Below are 22,709 nucleotides of genomic sequence, written 5' to 3'. Positions count from 1 at the left end.
TTGCCGCTCCCTCCCGCCGTGCGGGGCACCCTGCGCCCCCCCCCCCCGCCCCCGCCCCCCCCCCCCCCCCCCCCGGCTGAGGTAGATGTGGGTGTTTTTTACGTTCCGTTACCTAGGAGACGAGGAGGTCGGTGCCGATGGTCCTCGCTCTGACTGTGTGCGGGATCGTGGTCGCGCTCGTGGTGGTGGGACTGTTCCTGTTCGGGCTGCGCCGCAGGCTCATCCAGCGCTCCGGCGGCACCTTCGACTGTTCGCTGCGCTGGGACCTGCCCGAGAAACCGGACACGGGCGGCAAGGGCTGGTCCTACGGCGTCGCCCGCTACAACGGCGACCGCATCGAGTGGTACCGGGTCTTCTCCTACGCCCCCCGCCCCCGCCGCGTCCTGGAGCGCGGGCAGATCGAGGTGGCCGGCCGTCGGCTGCCCGAGGGCGAGGAGGAGCTGGCGCTGCTGTCGGACGCGGTGGTGCTGGCCTGTACGCACCGGGGCACCCGCCTGGAACTCGCCATGAGCGAAGACGCGCTGACCGGTTTTCTCGCGTGGCTGGAGGCAGCCCCGCCCGGACAGAGGGTGAATGTGGCGTAGCCACATTCACCCTCTGGGTGGGGGTCCCCGGACGAAGTCTGGGGGAGCGTCAACGTCGCTTAGGCGTTTTTACAGGTTGCTGCTGATCGCGTTCACCAGTTCACCGTCGCTGGTGTCGCCGCTGAACTCCCAGAAGAAGGCGCCGCCGAGGCCCTGGCTGTTGGCCCAGGCCATCTTCGACTTGATGGTGGCGGGAGTGTCGTACGACCACCAGTTGCTGCCGCAGTGCGCGTACGCGGTGCCGGCGACGGTGCCGGTGGCCGGGCAGGACGACTTCAGGACCTTGTAGTCCTCGATGCCCTGCTCGTAGGTGCCGGTCGCCGGTCCGGTGGCCGTGCCGCCCGGGGCGTCCTGGGTGACGCCGGTCCAGCCGCGGCCGTAGAAGCCGATGCCGATGAGCAGCTTCTTCGCGGGCACGCCGATCGCCTTGAACTTGGCCATCGCGTCGGCGGTGGTGAAGCCCGCCTTGGGGATGCCGTCGTACGAGGTGAGCGGGGAGTGCGGGGCGGTCGGGCCCTTGGCGTCCCAGGCCCCGAAGAAGTCGTACGTCATCACGTTGTACCAGTCGACGTACTGGGCCGCGCCCGCGTAGTCCGCGGCCTCGATCTTGCCGCCGGCCGAGCCGTCGGCGGTGGTGGCCGCGGTGACCAGGTTGTTCGAGCCGAACTTGGCGCGCAGCGCGGACATCACGTTCTTGAAGGCCGCGGCCCCGCTGGTGTCACAGGTCAGACCGCAGGCGTTCGGGTACTCCCAGTCGATGTCGATGCCGTCGAAGACGTCGGCCCAGCGCGGGTCCTCGACCAGGTCGTAGCAGGACTGGGCGAAGGCGGCCGGGTTCTTGGCCGCGTCCGCGAAGCCGCCGGACCAGGTCCAGCCGCCGAAGGACCACAGCACCTTGATGTTCGGGTACTTGGCCTTCAGCTGGCGCAGCTGGTTGAAGTTGCCGCGCAGCGGCTGGTCCCACGTGTCGGCGACGCCGCTGACCGACTGGTCGGCGGTGAAGGCCTTGTCGTAGTCGGCGTAGGAGTCGCCGATCGCGCACTTGCCGCCGGTGACGTTGCCGAAGGCGTAGTTGATGTGCGTGATCTTGGCCGCGGAGCCGGACGTCACCAGGTTCTTGACGTTGTAGTTGCGGCCGTAGATGCCCCACTCGGTGAAGTAGCCGAGCTTGACCTTGTCGCCGGTGGGCGGGGGAGTGGTGCCGCCGCCGGTGGTGTGCACCTTGACCGCGCCGCTGACCGGGCCGGTCTGGTCGGCGGTGTCACGGGCCCGCACGGTGTAGGAGTAGTCGGTGCCGGCGGTCAGGCCCGTGTCGGTGTACGACGTGGTGGTGACCGTGGCGACCTTGGTGCCGTCGCGCAGGACGTCGTAGTCCTTGACGCCCTTGTCGTCGGTGGCCGCGCTCCAGGAGAGCTTCACCGAGGTGTCGGTGACCGAGGAGGCGGTCGGGGTGCCGGGCGCGGAGGGTGCCGCGTCGCCGGGGACCGTCGTGCCGTCGCAACTGTCGCCGTTCAGCTTGCAGTTGGACGGGGAGCCGGAGCCCGCGCCGTTGAAGCCGAAGGAGACGGAGGCGCCCGGGGCGAGGGTGCCGTTGTAGGACTTGTTCTTCGCGGTCCAGTGGGTGCCGGAGCCGGTGACGTCCGCGTCCCAGGCGGAGGTGACGGACGTGCCGGAGGGGAAGTCCCACTCGACGGTCCAGGAACTGATGCTGCTGGTACCGGTGTTCTTGATGGTCCACTGACCACCGAAGCCGGTGCCCCAGTCGCTCGTCTTGGTGAAGGCGGCCGTCGCGTTCGCCGCCGCCTGGGCGGGGCTCGCGAGTCCGACCAGGCCGGCCAGGGGGAGCAACAGGGTCGCGAACCCTGCCGCGGCTCTGTGTCTGAAGCGCATGCTGCGCCTCCCTCGTCATCGGGGGTGTCAGGGGCATGACTGAGCCTTCACGCCCACGGTGCTGCGAGGGTAGAAAGGTCTGGACCACCCGTCAATAGGTCTGGACCATTCCTGGGTGAGCCGCGCTAGACCCCCAACTCCCGGGCGAGAACCGCCGCTTGCACCCGGCTGCGCAGCTCCAGCTTGGCCAGCAACCGGCTGACGTGCGTCTTCACCGTGCCCTCCGCCATGTCCAGCCGGGCCGCGATCTCCGCGTTCGACAGGCCCTCGCCGATACAGCCCAGCACCTCCCGCTCCCGCCGGGTGAGGCACTCCAGCACGGCCGGGTCGGCCTCCGCCTCCCGCGCCGGGCCCGCGGCGAACTCGGCGATCAGCCGCCGGGTCACGGCGGGCGCGACGATCCCCTCCCCGCGCGCCACCGTCCGCACCGCCTCCAGCAGCTCCCTCGCCTCCGCGTTCTTCAGCAGGAACCCGGCCGCCCCCGCCCGCAGCGCCCCGAACACGTACTCGTCGAGGTCGAAGGTGGTCAGCACCAGCACGTCCGCGAGCCGCTCGGCGACGATCCGCCGGGTCGCGGACACCCCGTCGAGGCGAGGCATCTGCACGTCCATCAGGACCAGGTCCGGCTTGAGGCTCCGGGCCAGTTCGACGGCCTGCTCGCCGTCCGCCGCCTCGCCGACCACCTCGATGTCCGGCGCGCTGCGCAGGATCAGGACCAGCCCGGCGCGGACGGCGGACTGGTCCTCGGCGACCAGGACACGGATCATGCGGGATCTCCTTCGGTGAGCGGAAGCGTGGCTCGTACGGCCCACAGGGCGCCCCGAGGTCCGGCCTCGAACGTGCCGCCGAGCAGCGCGGCCCGCTCCCGCATCCCGGTCAGACCGGAACCGGAGCCGGGTGCGCGCGGGCCGTCGCCGGGCCGGTACGGGCTGCTCACCCGGATGTCCAGCATCCCGTCCCGCTGCCGGAGCGAGACCCGGACGGGCCCCTTCGCCGCGTGCTTCAGGGCGTTGGTCAGCGACTCCTGCACGATCCGGTAGGCGGCGAGTTCCACGGGCGCCGGCACCTTGCCGTGACCGGCGTCGAGCGTGACGTCCAGACCGCCCGCCCGCGCCCTGCCGACCAGCGCGCCGAGTCCGTCCAGCGTGGGGGACGCGGCGGGCTCCCGGTCTCCGGTGCTGTCGCGCAGGATGCCGATCAGTCGGCGCATCTCGGCCAGCCCTGCCACGCTGTTCTCCCGGATGACGGCCAGCGCCTCCTGTGAGGTCTTCGGGTCGTCGAGGGAGAGCGCCGCCGTGGAGTGGATGGCGATGGCCGACAGGTGATTGGCGACCATGTCGTGCAACTCCCGTGCCATCCGCGCGCGTTCGGCGGTGACCGCCTGGGTGCGGTCCATCTCGGCCAGCAGCGCGGTCTGTTCGGCGCGCAGCCGGGCCGCCTCGGCGGCGTCGCGGTGGTTACGCACGAGCGCTCCGGTGGCGGCGGGGGCCAGCGCCACCACCCCGACGCCCACACCGATCAGCAGCCCCTGCGGATCGCGCCAGAGTGCAGCCGGGACGATCCCGCCGACGACCGTCAGCATCCCGGTGATCCACGGGATACGCCGGGCGGAGGCCGGGGTGCCGTACAGGACGGCCGCGTACATCAGGTCGGTGTACAGCACGACGGTGACGATGCTGCCGACGGTCACCGTGTCCAGGGCCAGCGCGGCCGTGCCGACCAGCAGACCGGCGCGCGGGCGGATGCGGCGCAGCGGCTCGCACGCGGCCGTCAGCGCCAGCGGCACCAGCGGCGCCCACGGCGCGTGCCACAGCACCAGGCTGTCGGACGCCAGGCGGGGACGGATGCCGAGCGCCCACAGCAGCACCCCGCCGAGCAGCCCGCCCACGGCGATGCGCAGGTCGTCGCGGTGCGGGCGGGGGAGCGCGAGGGGCATGCCCCCATCCAACACGGCTCGGAGGCGGGCCGCCTGCTTCCGGGGGAGGGTCCTGGCGTGCGACTTTCGCTTACGGCGGTCTCCTCTGCGCCGACGACGAAAACGGCGGAACCGACCGGGAGCCTGGAAGGGTGGACGAGGGGAGCGAACCGTGATCGTCGGACTGATCATCGCCTGTGAGGTGGCGTTCTGGGTGCTGCTGGCGGCCGGGCTGGCCTTCCGGTACGTGTTCCGGATGCCGCGCACCGGCCTGGCCCTGCTGCTGTGCGAGCCGCTCCTGGAGATCGTGCTCTTCGCCGTCACCGCGATCGATCTGAGGAACGGCGCCGAACCGGACTGGCGGCACGGCCTCGCCGCGGTCTACATCGGCTTCACGGTCGGCCTCGGCCACTCCACCGTCAGGTGGGCGGACGCCCGGGTGGCCCACCGCTTCGCCGGCGGCCCTCCTCCCGTAAGGCCACCGAAGTACGGCACGGCCCGTGCCGTCCACGAGTGGAAGGTCGCCGCCCGCTGGATCATGGCCTCGGCCGTCGCCCTCGCCCTGCTCCAGGGAGCGGTCTGGTACGTCGGCGACGGCGGGGACACCGGCTCGCTGCGGGCCTGGCAGCAGCGGATGCTGTGGGTGATCGGCATCAATGTGGTCATCGCGGCGAGCTACACGCTCTTCCCGAAGCGGGGGCCGGAGGGCACAGCTGTCGGAAGGCCGGTCGAAAAGTCTGTCGACACCGACACGGGCACCGGGACATCATCGCGGCGATGACACGCACCGACACGCCTCCCGCCTGGGACGAGCGCACTCAGCTGACCACCTTCCTCACCTACGTCCGCGCCACCGCGCGCGCCAAGTGCGAGGAACTCTCCGACGAGGACGCCGTGAAGGCGATCCTCCCCGGCTCGCCGCTGATGACGCTGAGCGGGCTGATCAACCACCTGCGCTGGGTCGAGTACTACTGGTTCCGGGTCGTCTTCCTGGGGGAGCCGGACGAGGGTCCCTGGACCGACGAGGACCCCGACCGCGAGATGCGGATCGCCGTCGACATCCCGCTGTCCCGGCTGCTCGACGAGTACGCCGAGGAGACCGCGCGGCACGACGAACTCGTCGCCGCGCACGACCTGGACACCAAGGCACAGCGCAAGCGGGGCGACGGCAGCGCGGTGGACCTGCGCTGGATCCTGCTCCACCTCATCGAGGAGACGGCCCGGCACAACGGCCACCTCGACATCCTGCGCGAGCTGATCGACGGCCGCACGGGCGACTAGGCCAGCGGGGCTGGGCCCGACAGGGCCTAGCGCTCCCCGCCCGGCACCCACAGCACGTCGCCGGTCTCCCGGTTGGCGCTGCGGGCCAGGATGAACAGCAGGTCGGAGAGGCGGTTGAGGTAGGTCGCGGTGAGCGGGTTCATCGTCTCGCCGTGCACCTCCAGGGCCGACCAGGTGGAGCGCTCGGCCCGGCGTACGACCGTGCACGCCTGGTGCAGCAGGGCGGCGCCCGGGGTGCCGCCCGGCAGGATGAAGGAGCGCAGCTTCTCCAGCCGCTCGTTGAAGCGGTCGCAGTCCGCCTCCAGCCGGTCGACGTAGAACTGCTCCACCCTCAGCGGCGGGAACTCCGGGTTCTCCACCACCGGCGTCGAAAGATCCGCGCCGACGTCGAACAGGTCGTTCTGGACGCGGGTGAGGACCGCGACGATCTCCTCATCCAGGCCGCCCAGCGCGATGGCGGTGCCGATCACCGCGTTGGCCTCGTTGGCGTCCGCGTAGGCGGAGATCCGGAGGTCCGTCTTGGGCACCCGGCTCATGTCGCCGAGGCTGGTGGTGCCCCGGTCGCCGGTCCTCGTGTAGATGCGCGTCAGGTTGACCATGCGGCCAGCGTAGTTATGCCCCGGCCGTCCGGAACACCCGTGTGCCCGCCGTCACGGCCAGTGCGGGGAAGCCGACGGCGATCAGAATGCCGTAGAGCATGTGCGGGCTGGTGTACTGGCCGACGTAGGCGTCCCGGGCGGCGTCCACCAGATAGCGGAACGGGACGAAGTGCGACAGCACGTCCAGCCATGTTGATCAGCGGGCCGAAGGAGAGCAGGGCGAAGCCGGAGCGCAGGGACTGACGGAGAGAGCGGCCGTAGACGATGGCCGTGTCGTGAAGCAGCATCGGGCGGGTCCTGACGTTTCTGTTCGGCCGCGTACGGCCAGACGGCGACGGGGGCGGTGTCGGCCGATGGGGCGGGCCCGCGGCCGGTTACGGCGAGGAAGGTGTCCTGGAGGTCGCGTCGAGCGAGCCGCCGTAGCGGAAGCCTCAGCGCGCTCGGGGTGCCCTCGGCGGCGACCGTGCCCCGGTCGACGATCACGTACCGTGCGTGTCGCGCAGCCGGCGGACCAGGTCCCACAGGTCGGCTCGGCTGCCGGGGTCCAGGCCGGTCGTCGGCTCGTCCAGGAACAGCACCTTTGGGCGGTGGGTGAGCGCCATCGCGATGTCCGGGCGGCGCCGCGTGCGGGAGAGCGGTGGGCGGGCTCGGCCGTGGTGCGCCGGGCGCCGTAGGCAGGGCGGGCGGTACGGCGGAAGAAATGCCCTGGTGCACGTGCCCCACGGTGAGTGCCCCGGCTGGTACGGATGGGGGACGGGTGCCCCATCCGACGAGACGCCGGCTTGACGAGAAGGTCCCGCCTCCGTTCGTCCGGTCCGGGCGCCGGAGGCCGCCTACAACTACTTCCCCGCCAAGGAAGACCTCTTCTTCGACCGCTCGGCGGGCGTGGCCGACCGGCTCGCCCGCTGGGTCCGGGGCCGGGACGCCGGGGAGTCCGCCGCGCGCGCCGTCCTGCGTGAACTGCGCGGCGAGGTCGAGGCCGTCTCGCCCCGCGTCGCGAGGCCCCGCCACTTCGCTCCCGGCTGTGGAGCCTCCAGCAGGAGATCCACGACACCCTGGAGGCGGCCGTGCGCGAGGAGACCGGCGCCGCCGCCGACCCGCTGCCGGACCTGATGGCCGGTCAGGTCTGCTGGAGCCACCAGTCCGCTCGGCCATGCCGTACGGGGTGAGCCCTAGCGGAGCGCCCCCGTCCGCACGGCGGCGACGAACGACGACCAAGGCCCGGCCGCGAAGAGGAGGGCGGGGCCGTCAGGGGCCTTGCTGTCGCGGACGGGGACGGCGGGGGAGAGACTGTCGGAGACTTCGAGGCAGTTCCCGCCGTCGGGGTTGCTGTAGCTGCTCTTGCGCCACGTCATTCTGGTCATGTCGCTGGCTCGCACGGGGACGCCGAGGTAGAGGTCGTCGGCGACTTCAAGGCATTCTCCGCCGTCGGGATTGCTGTAACTGCTCTTGCGCCACGTCACACCGGTCATGTCGCTGGCTCGCACGGCACTTCCTCCAACACTCGCAGGATGAACTTCCGCGACTCGGTCGGGACCGAGTGCCTGGTCGCGCATTGCATCGTACGCACGTTGCAGTCGCTCAACCGCGGCGTTTTCCTCCACCAGTTCGCCACGGTGCGCGTTCTCCGTGTACGCCACCGTAGTGCCGGACGTCAGCCGCAGGAACATGACGTCGGTGCTCACCAGACCGTGCAGACCCGAGCGGTCCGGCAGTGCCTGAAGCGTGATGTTGGGGCGCTCGGACACCTCCAGGAGGTAGTCCAACTGCTCCCGCCACGCCGCCTCGTCGCGCAGTGGCGTGCGCAACGCCGTCTCGGAGACCAGGGCACGGAACGGCGGGGCGTCCTGGCCCTCCAGGAGCAGCCGTCGTCCGGTGCGCGCGGTGACCTGCTGGTCCAGTGCCGCGCCCTTGTAGCCGCCGAGGGCGAGCACCTCGCGCGCGTAGGCGTCCGTCTGCAACAGGCCGGGCAGGATGCTCACGGAGTACTTCCAGAGGCTCACCGCCTCGGACTCCAGAACCATGTACCGCCGGTACTGCTCCTTGAACTGCGTCGGGTCCGCCACGGCCATCTCCCACATCGCCAGCAGCAGTCCAGGTGTGCCGTAGTACTGGTCCAGCGCCTCGGCCACCTCCGGCCCGCCCAGTGTCTCCCCGCTCTCCAGCTTCCTGAAGAGCGAGGGATCCCAGCCGACCGCCTTGGCCAGCTCGCGCAGGCTCAGGCCCCTGGAGGTGCGGAGCAGGCGGAGTTCCTCCGCGTAGCGTCGGCGGGGCTCCTGACTGCGCCCGGTGATCGCCCTCCGCATCGGCATGGGGCACCCCCTTCGTGGTCGCCGTGTGACGGTCCGGACGCAGAGCGTATCGGCGCGCACGCGACCGTTGTGCCGAAAGGATCGGTGCCGTACCGGTACGGGTTGACGCCCACTCACCGGCCGGGCGGGCCGCGGGAGCCGACTCCCCCCGATTCGGCGATGCCGTCCGTGCCCTCATCGGCCGCTGACCGCCCGGCTCGTGGAGTCGCGCCCTCCGCCCCGTACTCCTGCCGGTGTGATGTCCGTCAAATGGGACGTGACGCGCGTTACTTACCGGTCACACAGCGGCGCCGGAGCGCTATGGTCCGCCGAGAGGCAGACCTTTCACCGCGTTCATAGGGAGTCGGAGTGGCACGGAAGCTCGCCGTCATCGGGGCCGGTCTCATGGGTTCCGGCATCGCCCAGGTCGCCGCGCAGGCGGGCTGGGACGTCGTCCTGCGTGACGTCACCGACGAGGCACTGAAGCGCGGCACCGACGGCATCAAGGCCTCGTACGACAAGTTCGTCGGCAAGGGCAAGCTGGCGGCCGAGGACGCCGAGGCCGCCCTCGCGCGCATCACCCCGACCACCGACCTGGACGCCGCCGCCGAGGCCGACATCGTCGTGGAGGCGGTCTTCGAGAAGCTGGAGGTCAAGCACGAGATCTTCCGCGCGCTCGACAAGCTCGTGCGCGAGGACGCCGTGCTCGCCTCCAACACGTCCGCCATCCCGATCACCAAGATCGCGGCGGCCACCGAGCGCCCCGAGCGGGTCGTCGGCGTGCACTTCTTCTCGCCGGTGCCGATGATGCAGCTCGTCGAGCTGGTCCGCGGCTACAAGACCAGCGACGAAACCCTCGCCAGAGCCCGGGAGTTCGCCGAGTCCGTCGGCAAGACCTGCATCGTCGTCAACCGGGACGTCGCCGGCTTCGTCACCACCCGGCTGATCTCCGCCCTCGTGGTCGAGGCGACCAAGCTCTACGAGTCCGGCGTCGCCACCGCCGAGGACATCGACCTCGCCTGCAAGCTGGGCTTCGGTCATGCCATGGGCCCGCTCGCCACCGCCGACCTCACCGGCGTGGACATCCTGCTGCACGCCACGAGCAACATCTACACCGAGTCCCAGGACGAGAAGTTCGCCCCGCCGGAGCTGATGCGCCGGATGGTGGATGCCGGTGACATCGGCCGCAAGAGCGGGCAGGGCTTCTACAAGTACTGAGTCAACCCGCCCACGCACAACCACCCCGGGAGTGTCACTCCCCGGGGTGAATTCGGTATCGGTTCGCTTACAAGCAGCAACCGCACCGCCACCCGAACAGTCAGACGTTGCACAGCACCGTCACCGAGTACGCCAACCGCACTCAACGGGGAGCGCATATGCACATCAGGGGCGACCACGCCGAGCTGGTCGTCGGGGGCCGCCTCGACGTCCGCAGCGCGGCGGACGCCCGTACGGCCCTGCACTCGGCCGTCGACACCGGAGTCGGCGACCTGGTGCTGGACCTGTCCGAACTGGACTCCTGGGACGCCACCGGACTCGGGGTGATCATGGGTGCCCACCGGCGGGCCGGCCGCTGCGGGCGCCGTCTGGTGCTGCGGGGCGTGCCCCCGCAGATGCAGCGCCTGTTGGTGGCGACCCGGCTGCACCGCATCCTCGCCATCGAGGGCGGCATCGGGGTGGAGTCGCTGCCCCGGGTGTGAGGCACGCAATCCTCACAAGACCGTGACCTCTCGGACCGCTTGGCACCCCGCCCTGTCGGAGACACTGAGCGAAGGTTTAGGGTGCGGTCGCCCGCCGCGACGCGACCCTCGACCGAGCGGGCCCGGACCAGAAGCGACAGCGCGGTGTGCGACAAGGCCGGGAGGGGCCGGAAACACGGGCACACAACGCTTTTGGGGGGCTTGAACCCATGGACCCGATCGAGCCGATCGACCCGATCAACCCGATCACCCCGGGCTCCGAGGAGCACGGCCAGGCGCACAGCCGCCGACCGCCCCGGGACTCCCTCACCTCCGACTTCGCCCCCGGCCCGGCCGCGCCCGCCCGCATGGCCCAGCTCGTCACCGGCGACCTGCAACTGACCGTCAATCCGGTCGACGGCAGCGAGATAGAGCCCTGCCCGCCGGCCGAGCGCCCCGGCAGGCCCCGCAAGCGCACCGCCGCCGAGCGCGCCGAGACCGAGCGGGCCGCCCGGCCGCCCGTGCCGCCCGGCCCCGCCCAGCCCGCGCTCGCCCTGCTGGAACGCCAGGACGAACGCGAACGCCTGGTCCGCCTCCTGGCCCGTGGCCGCTCGGTCCGGCTCACCGGCCCGGCCGGCTCCGGCCGCACCGCCCTGCTCGACCTGGTCGCCGAGGACTGCCTGGACCTCGCCCCCGACGGCGTGGTCCGCCTCAGCGGCTTCCACCGCACGGCCGGCGACCTCCTGCACGACCTGTTCCACGCCGTCCACGACGCCCCCCACCACCGCCCGGACCGGGACGAACTGCTCGACTGCGTCCGGGAGATCGGCGCGGTCGTCGTCCTGGACGACCTGGAGTTCGGCGGCGCCGCGCTGGACGAACTGCTCGACGCCACCCCGGAGTGCGCGTTCCTGTTCGCCGCCACCCCCGACGTGCCCGCGCCCTCCGCCGGGTCCGAGGTCGAGGAGGTCTTCCTCGGCGGCCTCGACCGCGCCGCCGGCGTGGAGATCCTGGAGCGGACCGCCGGCCGGGTGCTCACCGAGGAGGAGGCCAACTGGGCCGGCGACCTGTGGTTCGAGTCCGAGGGACTGCCCCTGCGGTTCGTCCAGGCCGGCGCCCTGCTCCGGCAGCGCGACCAACTGCGGGCCAGCACCGGCGCGGTCGACGAGTACGGCGTCTTCGAGGACGTGCGCCTGCCGGCGGACCCGCCCGTGGACCTGGAGGACGAGGTCCCGCTGCCCTCCCTCGGCGAGGCCGCGGCCCCCGCCCCGCTGCTCGCCTCCCGGCTCAGCGCCTCCGCCCGCGCCGCCCTCCGCTTCGCCGTCGCCCTCGGCGGTGAGCTGCCCCATCAGGCGCACCTGCCCGCGCTGGTCGGCGACACCCACGCGGACGCCGCCCTCGGCGAGCTGGCGAGCTGCGGCCTGGTCTCCCCGGTCGGCTCCCGCTACCGCCTCGCGGCCGGCGTGCAGACCCAGCTGGAGGCCGCCGGGTACGCCGACGACGCCCCCGGCCACGCCGACACCGCCGCCCAGCACTACGCCTGGTGGGCCGGTCATCCCTCCGTCACCCCGGAGCGGGTGTGCGCGGAGGCCGACGCGGTCCTGGCCGCACTCGCCGCCGTCGTGCCGCGGACGACCCCGCCCGTCGAGGGCGAGGAGAGCAGCGCCGTACGGCTGGCCCGCACGGCCGCGCCCGCCTTCGCCGCCGGACTCCACTGGAGCGCCTGGGAACGGGCCCTGCGGTCCGGCGCGGAAGCCTCCCGGCTGTCCGGCGAGGTGAGCGAACAAGCCTATTTCCATCACGAGTTGGGCATCCTCGCGCTCTGCACCGGCCAACTCGACCGGGCCCGGGCGGAACTGGAGGCGTCGAGCGGGCTGCGTGGCGCCCTCGCCGACAAGCGGGGCACGGTCGCCGGCCGCCGCGCCCTGGCCCTGCTCGCGGACCGGGCGGGCGAGGCGCCCGGGCTGCCGCCGGTGGCGGTGGGGGAGGAGCCGGCGGAGACACGGCAGGAGGAGCGGACGCCGGCGCCGTACGACACCGCGGTCACCCAGCGGGTCGCCGCGCCTCAGCCGCGCGGCGGCATCCGGCGCCTGGCCCGGCGCAACATCGTCGCGGCCGGCTCCGGCGCGCTGCTGGCCGCCGTGCTCGGTACGGTCGTCACGCTCGGCATGACCTCCCCCGACGACGCCGGCCGCAACCCGGCCGGCACGGTCGACGCCAACCCGTCCGCCGGCGAGGACATCGGCGACGGCGGCCTGGGCACGGGGCCGACGGACACCGGCGACACCGGCTCGGCCAGCAGCCGGCCCACGTCACCGGGGCCTGACGGGACGTACGGCACGGCGGACGACCCGGCGCCGCCCGCGCCCCCGTCCCGCCCGTCGGAGAGCATCAAGCCGTCCGACTCCTCTTCCGGCTCACCGTCCAAGTCACCGAAGCCGGGAGGGTCGAGTGGCGGTACGACAGGGGGCACGACCGGTGGGTCGACCGGTGGGTCGACCGGTGGTACGACGGGCGGTACGACCGGCGGCTCCACGGGCGGCACGACGAGCGGCGGCTCGACGACCGGCGGCACCGGCGGCACGTCGACCGGCGGTACGACCACGGGTGGGAGCGGAACCGGAGGCTCGACCGGAACGACGGGCGACACCACCGGGAGCACCGGCGGCTCCACGGACGGCACGACCACCGGCGGCTCGACGGGCGGCACCACGGGCGGCACCACCGGGGGCACCACGGGCGGCGACACGGGCGGCACGACGACAGGCAGCACGGACGGCTCCACCGGGGGGACGTCGAGCAGCGCGTCGGCGACGGAAACAGCCCCGGGGACGACCGACCCGGTGATGTGACACCACCCCCTCCAGCGCCGGTGCCGACATCGATGGGCAACTCCTTCTCCGCCGCGACGGTGCCCCACCCGGACGGCGGCGCCCGGCGGTGCCCGAGGGGCTCAGGCCGGTTGGGCACCGCCGGGCGACGCCGTAGTGGCGGAGCGCCGTTGCGGCGGGAAGAGTGGGCGACGGAGAGGAAGCCGACGGCGGGAAAACGGGCGGCGGGAAAGTCGGCGGCGGGAAAAGTGGGCGGCGGAGCAGGGTCGGGGCACTTCCCCCTTCGCCCCGCAGCCTTGAGCGGTCGGCGGGTCCCTTTTCCGCCGCGACGGCGCCCCACCCCGACGGCGTCGCCCGGCGGTGCCCGAGGGGCTCAGGCCGGTTCGGCACCGCCGGTTCCCGCCGTCGTGGCGGAGCGCCGTCGCGGCGGGAGGAGTGGGCGACGGAGAGGAAGCCGACGGCGGGAAAGCGGTCGGCGGGAAAGTGGGCGGCGGAGCACGGCCCGGGGCTCCCCCCTTCGCCCCGGAGCCTTGAGCGGTCGGAGGGTCCCCGCGCGGCTGCGAAGGGGGTGCGGGGGCAGAAACGGGACTGGGGCCGTCGGCTGGGACGAGCGGGGCTTGCCGCTAGAACAAGCGGAGCTTGTCGTCCTCGATGCCGCGTAGGGCGTCGTAGTCCAGGATGTGACAGTTGATGCCGCGGTCGGTGGCGAGGACGCGGGCCTGGGGCTTGATCTCCTGGGCGGCGAAGACGCCGCGGACCGGGGCCAGGTGCGGGTCGCGGTTCAACAGGTCGAGATAGCGCGTGAGTTGCTCCACGCCGTCGATCTCGCCCCGCCGCTTGATCTCGACCGCCACCGTCTGACCGTCCGCGTCCCGGCACAGGATGTCCACGGGTCCGATCGCGGTCATGTACTCGCGGCGGATGAGGGTGTACCCCTCGCCCAGCGTCTCGATGCGGTCGGCGAGCAGTTCCTGGAGGTGCGCTTCCACGCCGTCCTTGATCAGACCGGGGTCCACACCGAGTTCGTGCGAGGAGTCGTGGAGGATCTCCTCCATCGTGATGATCAGTTTCTCGCCCGCCTTGTTGACGACGGTCCAGACACCCTCGTCCTCGCCCGTCCCCTCCTTCAGCGTGCAGGGCGGCGACATCCAGTTGAGCGGCTTGTAGGCCCGGTCGTCGGCGTGGATGGAGACGCTGCCGTCCGCCTTGACCAGGATGAGTCGTGGCGCCGAGGGCAGGTGGGCGGTGAGCCGGCCGGCGTAGTCGACCGAGCATCGGGCAATGACGAGACGCATGGTCGGCAACGCTACTCGACGCCCGCCGGTGCTAGCGATCCGTCCGCCCAGCTCCCAGTGGATCGCCCCATTTGTCCCTTGAAACTCTTGTTCATCCCTGGCCGATTGTGGGCGTAACGGGATCGGTTCATATACGCATTCTGCTGGTGTGGTCACCGACCGTTGCCTACCGTAGGAACGGGAGGTTGCGGCCTCTGTACCGAGCGTGTTCGAAATCGCGAACTCCCTTACCTGTCCGGCAACCCCTGCTCTTCGGGGGTGCGAGAGGAGAACCCATGTCGCTCGACGTCTCACCGGCCCTACTCGAACAGGCCGAGCGAGGCGAGGTCGACGAAGCAGCATTCGTCGACTGCGTCCGGACCTCCCTGCCCTACGCATGGGAGATGATCAGCTCCCTGGTGGCCCAGCTGAAGGTGGACGGCGGCCCCTTCGCCGACAACCAGACGCCCCCGCCGGACGAGCAGGCACGCGGTCAGCTGCTGCGTGCGCTCGCGAGTGACGCCATACGCGGCGCGTTGCAGCGGCACTTCGGTGTGCGGCTGGCCTTCCAGAACTGCCACCGCGTGGCGGTGTTCCCGCTGGACGACTCGGTGGACGAGACGTTGGCCCGCTTCACGTCGGTACGCAGCCAGTTGCTGAACCAGTCGCCGGAGCTTCGGGACTGCTGACGCGCGGTTCGGGTACGGCCGAGACGGACAGCCGTCGGCTTGCCGCTCCACCCGCGGGGGAGGTGCATTGAGGACCGGGGCGGCAAGCCCCCCAGGCGGCTTGCGCGCGGAAGGCGGGTCAGCGCAGCTGGGGCAGCACCTCGGCGCCCAGGCGCCGTAGGTTCTCCTCCGTGGCCGCGAGGTCGCCCGAGCCCTCCACGAGGAGGGCGAAGCGGGAGATGCCGGTGCGCTCCGAGGTCGCCGCGAGCCGGTCGGCGGCGAGTCGCGGGGTGCCCACCGGGTGCAGTCCGCAGAGCAGTTCGGTGTAGGCGTACGGGTCGCGCATCGAGCGCGCCCGTCCGTCCACCGTCACATGGGCGTCCAGGCCCTGCCGCAGCCAGCCGGGCATCGCCTTCAGCAGCGTCTCCACCGCGTCCGTGCGCCGGTCGGCGAGCTGGCAGACCCCGGCGGAGACATGGGCGGCGCCCGCGATCTCATCGGCCGGCCGGCCCGCCGCGCGGGCGCAGCGACGCCACAGGGCGACCATCTCGGCCTTCTCCTCGTCCCCGACGTGCATGCCGAGCAGCATGGGCAGCCCGCGCTCACCGGCCAGCCGTACGCTCGCCGGTGAGGTGCAGGCGAGGACGACCTCGGGGCCCGGGGTGTCCGTCAGGGCCTCCGACGGGCGGGGGACGACCGGGACCTCACGGAAGGAGAACCGCTCCCCGGAGGCCCCCACGGACGGTTCGCTCAGCCAGCGCAGCAGCAGATCGAGCGACTCCGGGAACCCGTGTTCGTACGCCTCCAGTCCCGTGCCGAACACCTCCAGGTCCACCCAGGGGCCGCCGCGACCGATGCCCAGCGTGAACCGCCCGCCACTGGTCAGGTGCAGCAGCGCGGCCTGCTCGCCGAGGGCGACCGGGTGGGCCGTGGGCAGTACGCTGACGGCCGTGCCGACCCGGATGCGGCGGGTGCGGCCGAGCAGCAGCGCGGCCAGGGTGACCGCGGACGGGCATGTGCCGTAGGGCACGAAGTGGTGCTCGGCGAGCCAGACCGCGTCCAGCCCGGACTGCTCGGCGACCTCCGCCGAGCGGACCGCCCGGTGCAGGGCCTCCCCGGGGCCCTGGCCCGGGAACTGGGCCGCCAGCACAAAACTTCCTACGTGCATCGCATTTCCTGCTTCCTTGGCTCCGACCCGGAGCTCCCCCACCCGGCATAACCGTCTGACACGTGCCCAGGACACGGCCTGGCCGAAGAGATTTGCGGATTGTCTTCAGAATGGGTCGCTCTGGAGGGGGACTTGTACGGGTTGGTTCCCTGCGCCTACTCCACGCGTACCCGCCTCGGCGGCGCGTAGGCTGGATGGAGCCGTGCTCCCTGTATAGCCCCGAGAGGTGTCCCGTGTCCCCGCGTCGCAACCGACCGAAGGCAGCCGGATCGTCGGGCCGGAGCGCCGAGGACGACCACACCGGCCGGTACGGCGGCTGGCAGTCGACGGAGAGCTGGCAGGGCGAGGACTGGAGCGTGCGCCATGTCGCCGGGGCGAGCACGCAGGGCAAGACCTACCGCTGCCCGGGCTGCGACCAGCTGATCCCCTCCGCTGTCCCGCACGTGGTGGCCTGGCCGGAGTACGCGGGCGTCGACGACCGCCGGCACTGGCACAAGGCCTGCTGGAACGCGAAGGACCGCCGCACCACGCGGGTGCAGCGGTCCCGTAACGCGCCGAGGTTCTGAGCCGTACGGCTACCCGTCCCGGCTCTCACACGTCCCGGCTTCTCACACGTCCCGGCTCTGGAGCAGCGCGTACGCGCCCGCGTACACCGCCGCCGCAAGGACGATCATGATCCACAGCGGGTCCCAGCCGGACGGGCCGGACTCGCTCAGGGAGTTGGCGTAGAAGACGCTCAGCTGGTTGGGGATCGAGTACTCGAAGAGCCACTCGCGCAGCTTGTCCAGCGACTCCGTCACCATGAACAGCGCGAGCACCAGCGGCGCGAGGACCACGCCGATCATGATGGTGATGGCGCCCGCGGAGTGCCGGATGACCGAGCCGATGAGCAGCGAGACCAGGCCGAGCAGCGCCATGTAGAGGCTGATGCCGACGGTGGCCTTGAGCCAGTCACCGCCGGTCGGGGTGCGGGCGCCGGTGTTCTCCAGCATGGACGCCTGGACCATGGCCACGAAGCCGGAGGTGGCCAGGGTGACGACGAAGGCGACGGCGAAGAACACGATCGACTTGGCGGCGAGCACCCGGGCCCGGCTGGGGCACGCGGTCATCGTCGTCCGGATCATGCCGGTGCCGTACTCCGAGGCCGTGGTCAGCACGCCGAGCGTGATGATGCAGATGCTGCCGAGGAGCAGGCCGAAGAAGCCGAACGACAGCGGGTTCTCGCCGCTCAGGCTCTCGGGGTCGGAGTTTGCCTGGACCAGCGCGCCGGCCAGCAGGCCGATGCCGACCACGAGCAGCACGAACACGCCGAGCGTCCACATCGTGGAGCGCACCGACTTGATCTTCGTCCACTCGGAGGCCAGCGCGTGCCCGAGGTGGGTGCGCACGACCGGGATGGGCGAGGTGTAACCGGGGTACGGCCCACCGGGCGCCGCCTGCCAGTCAGGCGCGGCGGCCGGGGCCTGCGGCATGGGGGGCTGGTGGGTGCTCATCGGGCGTCCTCGGGCTGGGTCGGGTCGGCGGGGGCGGAGGCGGGAGCGGCGGCCGGGCTGGGCGTGGGGGCCGCGCCGGCGGCCGGGCTCGGGGCAGGTGCGGCCGGGCTCGTGGCGGGGGCCGGGGGAGCCGCGGCGGGCGCCTGCTGCGGGGCGGGCGGGGCGGCGGGGGCCTGCGGGGCAGCGGGGGCCTGCGGGGCAGCGGCGCTCGCGGAGGCGGCCGGAGTCGCCTTGGCCAAGGCCGGCGGCTGGTCCTGCGCCGGGCCGGCCGAGGCGGCCTGCGCGGCCGGCTGGGCAGGCGCCGCGGGCTGCCCCTGGGCGCCCGGCTGGGCGTAGGGGTTGGCCCCTGCCGCCGCTCCCGCCGTCCCACCGGGCGCCGCACCCGGGGCCGTGCCCGGAGCGCCGTAGCCGGCCGCCGGGGCGCCGCCGTACGGGCCCGCGGGAGGCATCGTGAAGGCCTGGCCGCCCTGCTGGGGCGGCGGCGGGGCGTACCAGCCGGGTTGGCCCTGGCCCGGTACCGGCATGGGCGGCTGCGCGCCGGGCGGCAGCGGCTGCTGGAGGCCCGCCCTCTGGTCGACGGTCGAGCGGTAGTCCACGGCGCCCTGCGTCATCCGCATGTACGCCTCCTCCAGCGAGGCCTGGTGCGGGGACAGCTCCCACAGCCGGACGCCCGACTCGTGCGCGAGGTCGCTGATCCGGGGCAGCGGCAGTCCGGTGATCCGGAGCGCGCCGTCCTGCTCGGGGAGCACATGCCCGCCCGCCTCGGTGAGCGCGGAGGTCAGCTTCTCGCGCAGCTGCGGCTCGGAGTCGGGCGTGCGGACGCGCGCGAAGTCGGCCGAGTTGGCCGAGATGAAGTCCTTCACGCTCATGTCGGCGAGCAACTGTCCGCGTCCGATGACGATGAGGTGGTCGGCGGTCAGCGCCATCTCGCTCATCAGGTGCGAGGAGACGAAGACCGTACGGCCCTCGGCCGCGAGGGCCTTCATCAGGTTGCGGACCCAGAGGATGCCCTCGGGGTCGAGGCCGTTGACCGGCTCGTCGAAGAGCAGCACCTGGGGGTCGCCGAGCAGCGCGGCGGCGATGCCGAGGCGCTGGCCCATGCCGAGCGAGAAGCCCTTGGAGCGCTTTCTGGCCACGTCCTGGAGGCCGACGACGCCGAGCACCTCGTCCACGCGCCGGGCCGGGATGCCGGACAGCTGGGCGAGGCTCAGCAGGTGGTTGCGGGCGCTCCGGCCGCCGTGCACGGCCTTGGCGTCGAGCAGCGCGCCGACCTGCCGGGGGGCGTTGGGCAGCTTGCGGTACGGGTAGCCGCCGATGGTGACCGACCCGGACGTGGGGTTGTCCAGCCCGAGGATCATCCGCATCGTCGTGGACTTGCCCGAGCCGTTGGGCCCGAGGAAGCCGGTCACGGCTCCTGGCCGCACCCGGAAGGAAAGGTTGTACACGGCGGTCTTGTCGCCGTAGCGCTTGGTCAGGCCGACAGCCTCGATCATGCTCCGCACCCATCGAAAGGTTCAGGACAGCGGGGCACACGCCCCCGTAAGGGTTAGGAGGATATCGAGGCGCTGACGGTTCCGCCCAAAAGAAAGTAAAGCCAGAGCACTACGGCGCGTGACGGCCGGGTCTACTGGGCGTCCCGGCGTTCGAGGAGCACGTAGCCGCCGGCCAGCGCGGCGATCACCCACAGCGCCATGATCCCGAGCCCGGCCCAGGGGCCGTAGGGCGTGTCGTCGGCCACGCGCGGCACCACCTGCATGATCCGGCTGCCGGCCTGGTCGGGCAGGAAGCGGCCGATCTTCTTGGTGGCGTCGACGTTGCCGAGGATGTTGGAGATCAGGAAGAAGAACGGCATCAGGATGCCGAGGGACAGCATCGGCGAGCGCAGCATCGCGGCGACGCCCATGGAGAACATCGCGATCAGGGTCATGTAGAGCCCGCCACCGAACACCGCGCGCAGCACGCCGGGGTCGCCGATGGCGGCCCGGTGCGAGCCGAGCATCGCCTGGCCGAGGAAGAACGCGGCGAAGCTCGTCACCATGCCGACGGCGAGCGCGAGCGCGCCCGCCACCGCGACCTTGCCGAACAGGAAGGTGCCGCGCCGCGGTACGGCGGCCAGCGAGACCCGGATCATGCCGGTGCTGTACTCGGTGGAGACGACCAGCACCCCGAACACGATCATCGCGAGCTGGCCGAGGGTCATGCCCGCGAAACTGACGACCGTGGGATCGAAGGAGAGCCGCTCCCGCGCGGGCATGTTCGCGAACTGCCGGTTCGACAGCGCGGAGATCAGCGTCCCGAGGGCGACGGTGACCACCACGGCCAGCGACAGTGTCCACACCGTGGACGCCACCGACCGGATCTTGGTCCACTCGGACCGGATGACCTGTACGGCCGCCATGGTCTCAGGCCCCCTTCCAGCCGGCGCCCCAGTCCTGCGGGGCGGGACCGGGACCGGCCTGCGCGTGGTACTCCACCGCTTCCGCCGTCAGCTGCATGAACGCCTCCTCCAGCGAGGCCTGCCGCGGACTCAGCTCGTGCAGCACGAGCCCGTACCGCGCGGCCAGCTCACCGATCTGCTCCGCCTTGCCGCCCTCCACCTCCAGCGCCCCGCCGCCGGCCTCCACGACGGTGATCCCGGCCTGGTGCAGCACGTCGAGCAGCCGCTCGCGCTGCGGCGAGCGGATCCGCACGTACGACCGCGAGTTCGTCCGGATGAAGTCGGCCATGGAGGTGTCCGCGAGCAGCCGCCCCTGCCCGATGACCACCAGGTGATCGGCCGTCAGCGCCATCTCGCTCATCAGATGGCTCGACACGAACACCGTCCGGCCCTGCGCGGCCAGCGACTTCATCAGATTCCGGATCCAGTGGATGCCCTCCGGGTCGAGACCGTTCACCGGCTCGTCGAACATCAGGATCCGCGGGTCCCCGAGCAGCGCGGCGGCGATCCCGAGCCGCTGCCCCATGCCGTACGAGAACCCCTTGGCCTTCTTCCGGGCCACTGCGGTCAGCCCGACGGTCTCCAGCACCTGAGCCACCCGGCGCTTCGGGATGCCGTTGCTCTGCGCGAGACAGAGCAGGTGGTTCCAGGCGCTCCGGCCGCCGTGCACGGCCTTGGCGTCCAGCAGCGCGCCGATGTACGTCAGCGGGTCCTTGAGCCGGTCGTAGTGCGTGCCGTCGATCCGGACGTCGCCGGCGGTGGGGCGGTCGAGGCCGAGGATCATCCGCATGGTCGTGGACTTCCCGGCGCCGTTGGGCCCGAGAAACCCCGTCACGATGCCCGGCCGGACGGTGAAGGTGAGGTGGTCGACCGCCACCTTCTCGCCGTACCGCTTGGTCAGCCCGTCCAGCTCGATCATGCGGCCACGCTAGGACGGGCTGGGGGCGGCTGCCACTCGAGCGGGCGCGGTATGCTCCAGCCCCCTTGAACGGCGCGGGGGGCGCCGGGGGGCGGGACACGGTGGGGGAGACAGTGGTCCAGGACGGCAGACCGCGCCCGGGGTGGCGCGCGGCGCGGGCGGGGCTCGCGGTGGTGGCCGCCGGTGCGGCGGCCGGGCTCGCGGTGGAGTTCCACGTGCTGGGCTGGAAGTCCGTCCCGGGCGGCTCCTGCGGCGGCCGGTACCGGCCCTGCCCGGACGGCACCACACCCACCCTCCTCCTGGCGTTCGCGCTGACCTTCGCCGGCTACATCGCCCTCCTGGTCACCATCGGCAAGTTCACCGACCGGCGCCCCGGCAAGGCCGTACCCGCCGTCCTCGCCGTCACCGGCGTGCTGCTCGCGCTGTGGCCCGGATGGCAGGCGTACCTGTGGATGCGCGGACCGGTGCTCGACCTCGCCTGGCAGGCCGACCGGGACCGGCCGTCGAGCGTCCGGGCCGAGGGCGTGTGGACCGTGGGCGAGCGTGGCTCGACCGTGGTCCGGGTGCGCGGCGACGCGCTGGTCGCCTACGACGCCCACGACGGCGACCGCCGCTGGACCCTGCGGGCGCCGGTGCGCGAGTCGGTGTGCGGGATGAGCGAGGGCGTGGCCGATGGCATGGGCCTCGTCGCGTTCGCCCGGTACCAGAAGCCGTGTGACACCGTGTGGGGCGTCGACACCCGCACCGGCCGCACCCTGTGGGAGAGGAAGATCAAGGGCGTCTCCGGGTTCACCTCCGGCAGCGACAGCCTGCTGGCGGCCGACGGGGACGTGGCCCTCGCTCTGACCGACACCGGGGTGCGGGCGTACGGCCTCACCGACGGCCGGACGCGCTGGACCACCGATCTGCGCGGAACCAAGGCCGACGAGACCTGCGCGCCGAACGTCGTCTCCGCGGCCGGCGGCACCGCCCGGGTCGTCGTCACCTGCCAGGCGCCGGAGAAGGGCAGCGGGCGGGTGGTGACCCTGGACGGCGCCACCGGCAAGCAGCGCGGCAGCCGGGCACTGCCCGTGGAGAGCCCCGTCGACACGGCCATGGTGGTCTCCGCCGAACCGTTCACCCTGCTGCTGGAGGAGCGCGACGAACGCGGTGTCGCGGCCGTCCTCGCCTACCCCGACGACGACGGCGACCCCGTGCGCATCCCGCTCTCCGCCGACGACGAGGACCTGATGCTCGGACAGGTCTCCGGCGAGGGCTTCACGGCACGGCCCGCCCTGCCGGCGACGGTCATCGGGGACACCCTCGTCGTCGCCACCGCCAAGCCGGGCGGCTACGACGCCGACCACGTCTCGGCCTACTCCCTCAGCGACGGACGGCGGCTGTGGCGCGCCGGGGCGGACAGGGTCGCCGCGCTGGTGTCCACCGGCCCCGACCGGGTGGCCGTACTCGGCGGGAACGGCCGGCTGTGGACCCTCGACACGGCCGACGGGGACCGGATCGGCGAGGACGACGGCGTCATGGTCACCACCAACCGGTTGACCGCGCGCACCCAACTGCTGCGCGCGGACGGCACCTGGATCGTCGTCAACGGCGAGGGCACCAAGGAACCGCCGCTGTACGGCCTGCGCTAGGCGACGGCAAAGGGGCGGCGGGACCCGGTCCCACCGCCCCTCAGGGGTC

General features: G+C 72.3%; 19 protein-coding genes and 5 pseudogenes. 10 read left to right on the top strand and 14 right to left on the bottom strand.

Features of this window, described 5'->3' with window-relative positions; all coding sequences use genetic code 11:
- Nucleotides 1-137: 137 nt before the first annotated feature.
- Entirely contained in the window at nt 138-584 is a 447-nt protein-coding gene (locus tag ACZ4WH_RS30170) for a DUF2550 domain-containing protein (protein WP_014675016.1), read from the top strand.
- Nucleotides 585-653: 69 nt separating this feature from the next.
- Here ACZ4WH_RS30170 and ACZ4WH_RS30165 read toward each other — a convergent pair whose 3' ends face one another.
- The 3 genes from ACZ4WH_RS30165 to ACZ4WH_RS30155 all read right to left on the bottom strand — a co-directional run bounded on the left by ACZ4WH_RS30165 (nt 654) and on the right by ACZ4WH_RS30155 (nt 4,410).
- Nucleotides 654-2,474: a glycosyl hydrolase family 18 protein gene (locus tag ACZ4WH_RS30165; protein ID WP_468186579.1), complete on the bottom strand. Its 1,821-nt coding sequence runs from the start codon at nt 2,472-2,474 to the stop codon at nt 654-656.
- 125 nt (nt 2,475-2,599) lie between these two features.
- Entirely contained in the window at nt 2,600-3,241 is a 642-nt protein-coding gene (locus tag ACZ4WH_RS30160) for a response regulator (RefSeq protein ID WP_468186576.1), read from the bottom strand.
- Nucleotides 3,238-4,410, bottom strand: coding sequence for a sensor histidine kinase (locus tag ACZ4WH_RS30155; RefSeq protein WP_468186573.1), 1,173 nt, complete (start codon nt 4,408-4,410; stop codon nt 3,238-3,240). Before ACZ4WH_RS30155 ends, ACZ4WH_RS30160 begins: the two co-directional genes overlap by 4 nt.
- Nucleotides 4,411-4,561: 151 nt before the next feature.
- Here ACZ4WH_RS30155 and ACZ4WH_RS30150 point away from each other — a divergent pair, with 151 nt between their 5' ends.
- Both ACZ4WH_RS30150 and ACZ4WH_RS30145 read left to right on the top strand, forming a co-directional pair.
- A complete protein-coding gene (locus ACZ4WH_RS30150; protein ID WP_468186570.1) occupies nt 4,562-5,170 on the top strand; it encodes a hypothetical protein in 609 nt (202 codons plus the stop codon).
- Nucleotides 5,167-5,670, top strand: coding sequence for a DinB family protein (locus ACZ4WH_RS30145; RefSeq protein ID WP_468186567.1), 504 nt, complete (start codon nt 5,167-5,169; stop codon nt 5,668-5,670). The genes ACZ4WH_RS30150 and ACZ4WH_RS30145 overlap by 4 nt, the downstream gene beginning before the upstream one ends.
- Nucleotides 5,671-5,696: 26 nt before the next feature.
- On the opposite strand, the gene ACZ4WH_RS30140 is transcribed toward ACZ4WH_RS30145, so the two are convergent.
- From ACZ4WH_RS30140 to ACZ4WH_RS30130, 3 genes and pseudogenes are all read right to left on the bottom strand, one after another.
- A complete protein-coding gene (locus ACZ4WH_RS30140; RefSeq protein ID WP_468186564.1) occupies nt 5,697-6,269 on the bottom strand; it encodes a cob(I)yrinic acid a,c-diamide adenosyltransferase in 573 nt (190 codons plus the stop codon).
- A gap of 13 nt (nt 6,270-6,282) precedes the next feature.
- Nucleotides 6,283-6,459 (bottom strand): annotated as a pseudogene (locus ACZ4WH_RS30135) (ABC transporter permease); the annotation flags it as partial.
- A 137-nt stretch (nt 6,460-6,596) separates the two neighbouring features.
- Nucleotides 6,597-6,892 (bottom strand): annotated as a pseudogene (locus ACZ4WH_RS30130) (ABC transporter ATP-binding protein); the annotation flags it as partial.
- Between the two features lie 211 nt (nt 6,893-7,103).
- Between ACZ4WH_RS30130 and ACZ4WH_RS30125 the strand changes: the two are divergent.
- A pseudogene (locus tag ACZ4WH_RS30125) lies at nt 7,104-7,414 on the top strand (TetR/AcrR family transcriptional regulator); the annotation flags it as partial.
- Between the two features lie 27 nt (nt 7,415-7,441).
- Here the strand turns inward: ACZ4WH_RS30125 and ACZ4WH_RS30120 are convergent.
- Nucleotides 7,442-7,717: pseudogene (locus ACZ4WH_RS30120) on the bottom strand (DUF397 domain-containing protein); the annotation flags it as partial.
- Nucleotides 7,718-7,737: 20 nt separating this feature from the next.
- A pseudogene (locus ACZ4WH_RS30115) lies at nt 7,738-8,581 on the bottom strand (helix-turn-helix domain-containing protein).
- A 348-nt stretch (nt 8,582-8,929) separates the two neighbouring features.
- Between ACZ4WH_RS30115 and ACZ4WH_RS30110 the strand changes: the two are divergent.
- The 3 genes from ACZ4WH_RS30110 (at nt 8,930) to ACZ4WH_RS30100 (ending at nt 13,091) form a co-directional block, all read left to right on the top strand.
- On the top strand, nt 8,930-9,778 hold the full coding sequence (locus tag ACZ4WH_RS30110) for a 3-hydroxyacyl-CoA dehydrogenase family protein (RefSeq protein ID WP_468186561.1): 849 nt from the start codon (nt 8,930-8,932) through the stop codon (nt 9,776-9,778).
- A 158-nt stretch (nt 9,779-9,936) separates the two neighbouring features.
- Nucleotides 9,937-10,260 (top strand): STAS domain-containing protein, encoded by a 324-nt coding sequence (locus tag ACZ4WH_RS30105; RefSeq protein WP_014675024.1) that lies wholly within the window; start codon nt 9,937-9,939, stop codon nt 10,258-10,260.
- A 209-nt stretch (nt 10,261-10,469) separates the two neighbouring features.
- Nucleotides 10,470-13,091, top strand: coding sequence for an ATP-binding protein (locus ACZ4WH_RS30100; protein WP_468186558.1), 2,622 nt, complete (start codon nt 10,470-10,472; stop codon nt 13,089-13,091).
- A gap of 602 nt (nt 13,092-13,693) precedes the next feature.
- On the opposite strand, the gene nucS is transcribed toward ACZ4WH_RS30100, so the two are convergent.
- Complete coding sequence (nucS, locus tag ACZ4WH_RS30095) at nt 13,694-14,365, bottom strand: endonuclease NucS (protein ID WP_030656145.1); 672 nt, start codon at nt 14,363-14,365, stop codon at nt 13,694-13,696.
- A gap of 275 nt (nt 14,366-14,640) precedes the next feature.
- Between nucS and ACZ4WH_RS30090 the strand changes: the two genes are divergently transcribed.
- Complete coding sequence (locus tag ACZ4WH_RS30090; protein ID WP_468186554.1) at nt 14,641-15,033, top strand: SCO5389 family protein; 393 nt, start codon at nt 14,641-14,643, stop codon at nt 15,031-15,033.
- A 118-nt stretch (nt 15,034-15,151) separates the two neighbouring features.
- Here the strand turns inward: ACZ4WH_RS30090 and ACZ4WH_RS30085 are convergent, their stop codons facing one another.
- On the bottom strand, nt 15,152-16,180 hold the full coding sequence (locus ACZ4WH_RS30085) for an LLM class flavin-dependent oxidoreductase (protein WP_468186551.1): 1,029 nt from the start codon (nt 16,178-16,180) through the stop codon (nt 15,152-15,154).
- A 233-nt stretch (nt 16,181-16,413) separates the two neighbouring features.
- On the opposite strand from ACZ4WH_RS30085, the gene ACZ4WH_RS30080 reads away from it, so the two are divergent.
- On the top strand, nt 16,414-16,746 hold the full coding sequence (locus tag ACZ4WH_RS30080) for an ATP/GTP-binding protein (RefSeq protein ID WP_468186548.1): 333 nt from the start codon (nt 16,414-16,416) through the stop codon (nt 16,744-16,746).
- 42 nt (nt 16,747-16,788) lie between these two features.
- On the opposite strand, the gene ACZ4WH_RS30075 is transcribed toward ACZ4WH_RS30080, so the two are convergent.
- The 4 genes from ACZ4WH_RS30075 to ACZ4WH_RS30060 all read right to left on the bottom strand — a co-directional run bounded on the left by ACZ4WH_RS30075 (nt 16,789) and on the right by ACZ4WH_RS30060 (nt 21,029).
- The gene (locus ACZ4WH_RS30075; protein ID WP_468186545.1) at nt 16,789-17,673 is read right to left on the bottom strand and encodes an ABC transporter permease; all 885 of its coding nucleotides are present in this window, start codon (nt 17,671-17,673) and stop codon (nt 16,789-16,791) included.
- On the bottom strand, nt 17,670-19,166 hold the full coding sequence (locus tag ACZ4WH_RS30070; protein WP_468186542.1) for an ABC transporter ATP-binding protein: 1,497 nt from the start codon (nt 19,164-19,166) through the stop codon (nt 17,670-17,672). The genes ACZ4WH_RS30075 and ACZ4WH_RS30070 overlap by 4 nt, the downstream gene beginning before the upstream one ends.
- Before the next feature lie 131 nt (nt 19,167-19,297).
- Nucleotides 19,298-20,071 (bottom strand): ABC transporter permease, encoded by a 774-nt coding sequence (locus tag ACZ4WH_RS30065; protein WP_468186539.1) that lies wholly within the window; start codon nt 20,069-20,071, stop codon nt 19,298-19,300.
- A 4-nt stretch (nt 20,072-20,075) separates the two neighbouring features.
- The gene (locus ACZ4WH_RS30060; RefSeq protein WP_468186536.1) at nt 20,076-21,029 is read right to left on the bottom strand and encodes an ABC transporter ATP-binding protein; all 954 of its coding nucleotides are present in this window, start codon (nt 21,027-21,029) and stop codon (nt 20,076-20,078) included.
- Nucleotides 21,030-21,130: 101 nt separating this feature from the next.
- Between ACZ4WH_RS30060 and ACZ4WH_RS30055 the strand changes: the two genes are divergently transcribed.
- Nucleotides 21,131-22,660 carry an outer membrane protein assembly factor BamB family protein gene (locus ACZ4WH_RS30055; protein WP_468186533.1) on the top strand — a complete coding sequence of 510 codons (1,530 nt, stop codon included), beginning with the start codon at nt 21,131-21,133 and terminating at the stop codon, nt 22,658-22,660.
- Nucleotides 22,661-22,709: the final 49 nt, after the last annotated feature.

The organism is Streptomyces sp. NPDC029138, assembly GCF_055564375.1.
Note: the sequence above shows the minus strand (reverse complement) of the source record. Positions and strands in the feature narration are given on the sequence as shown.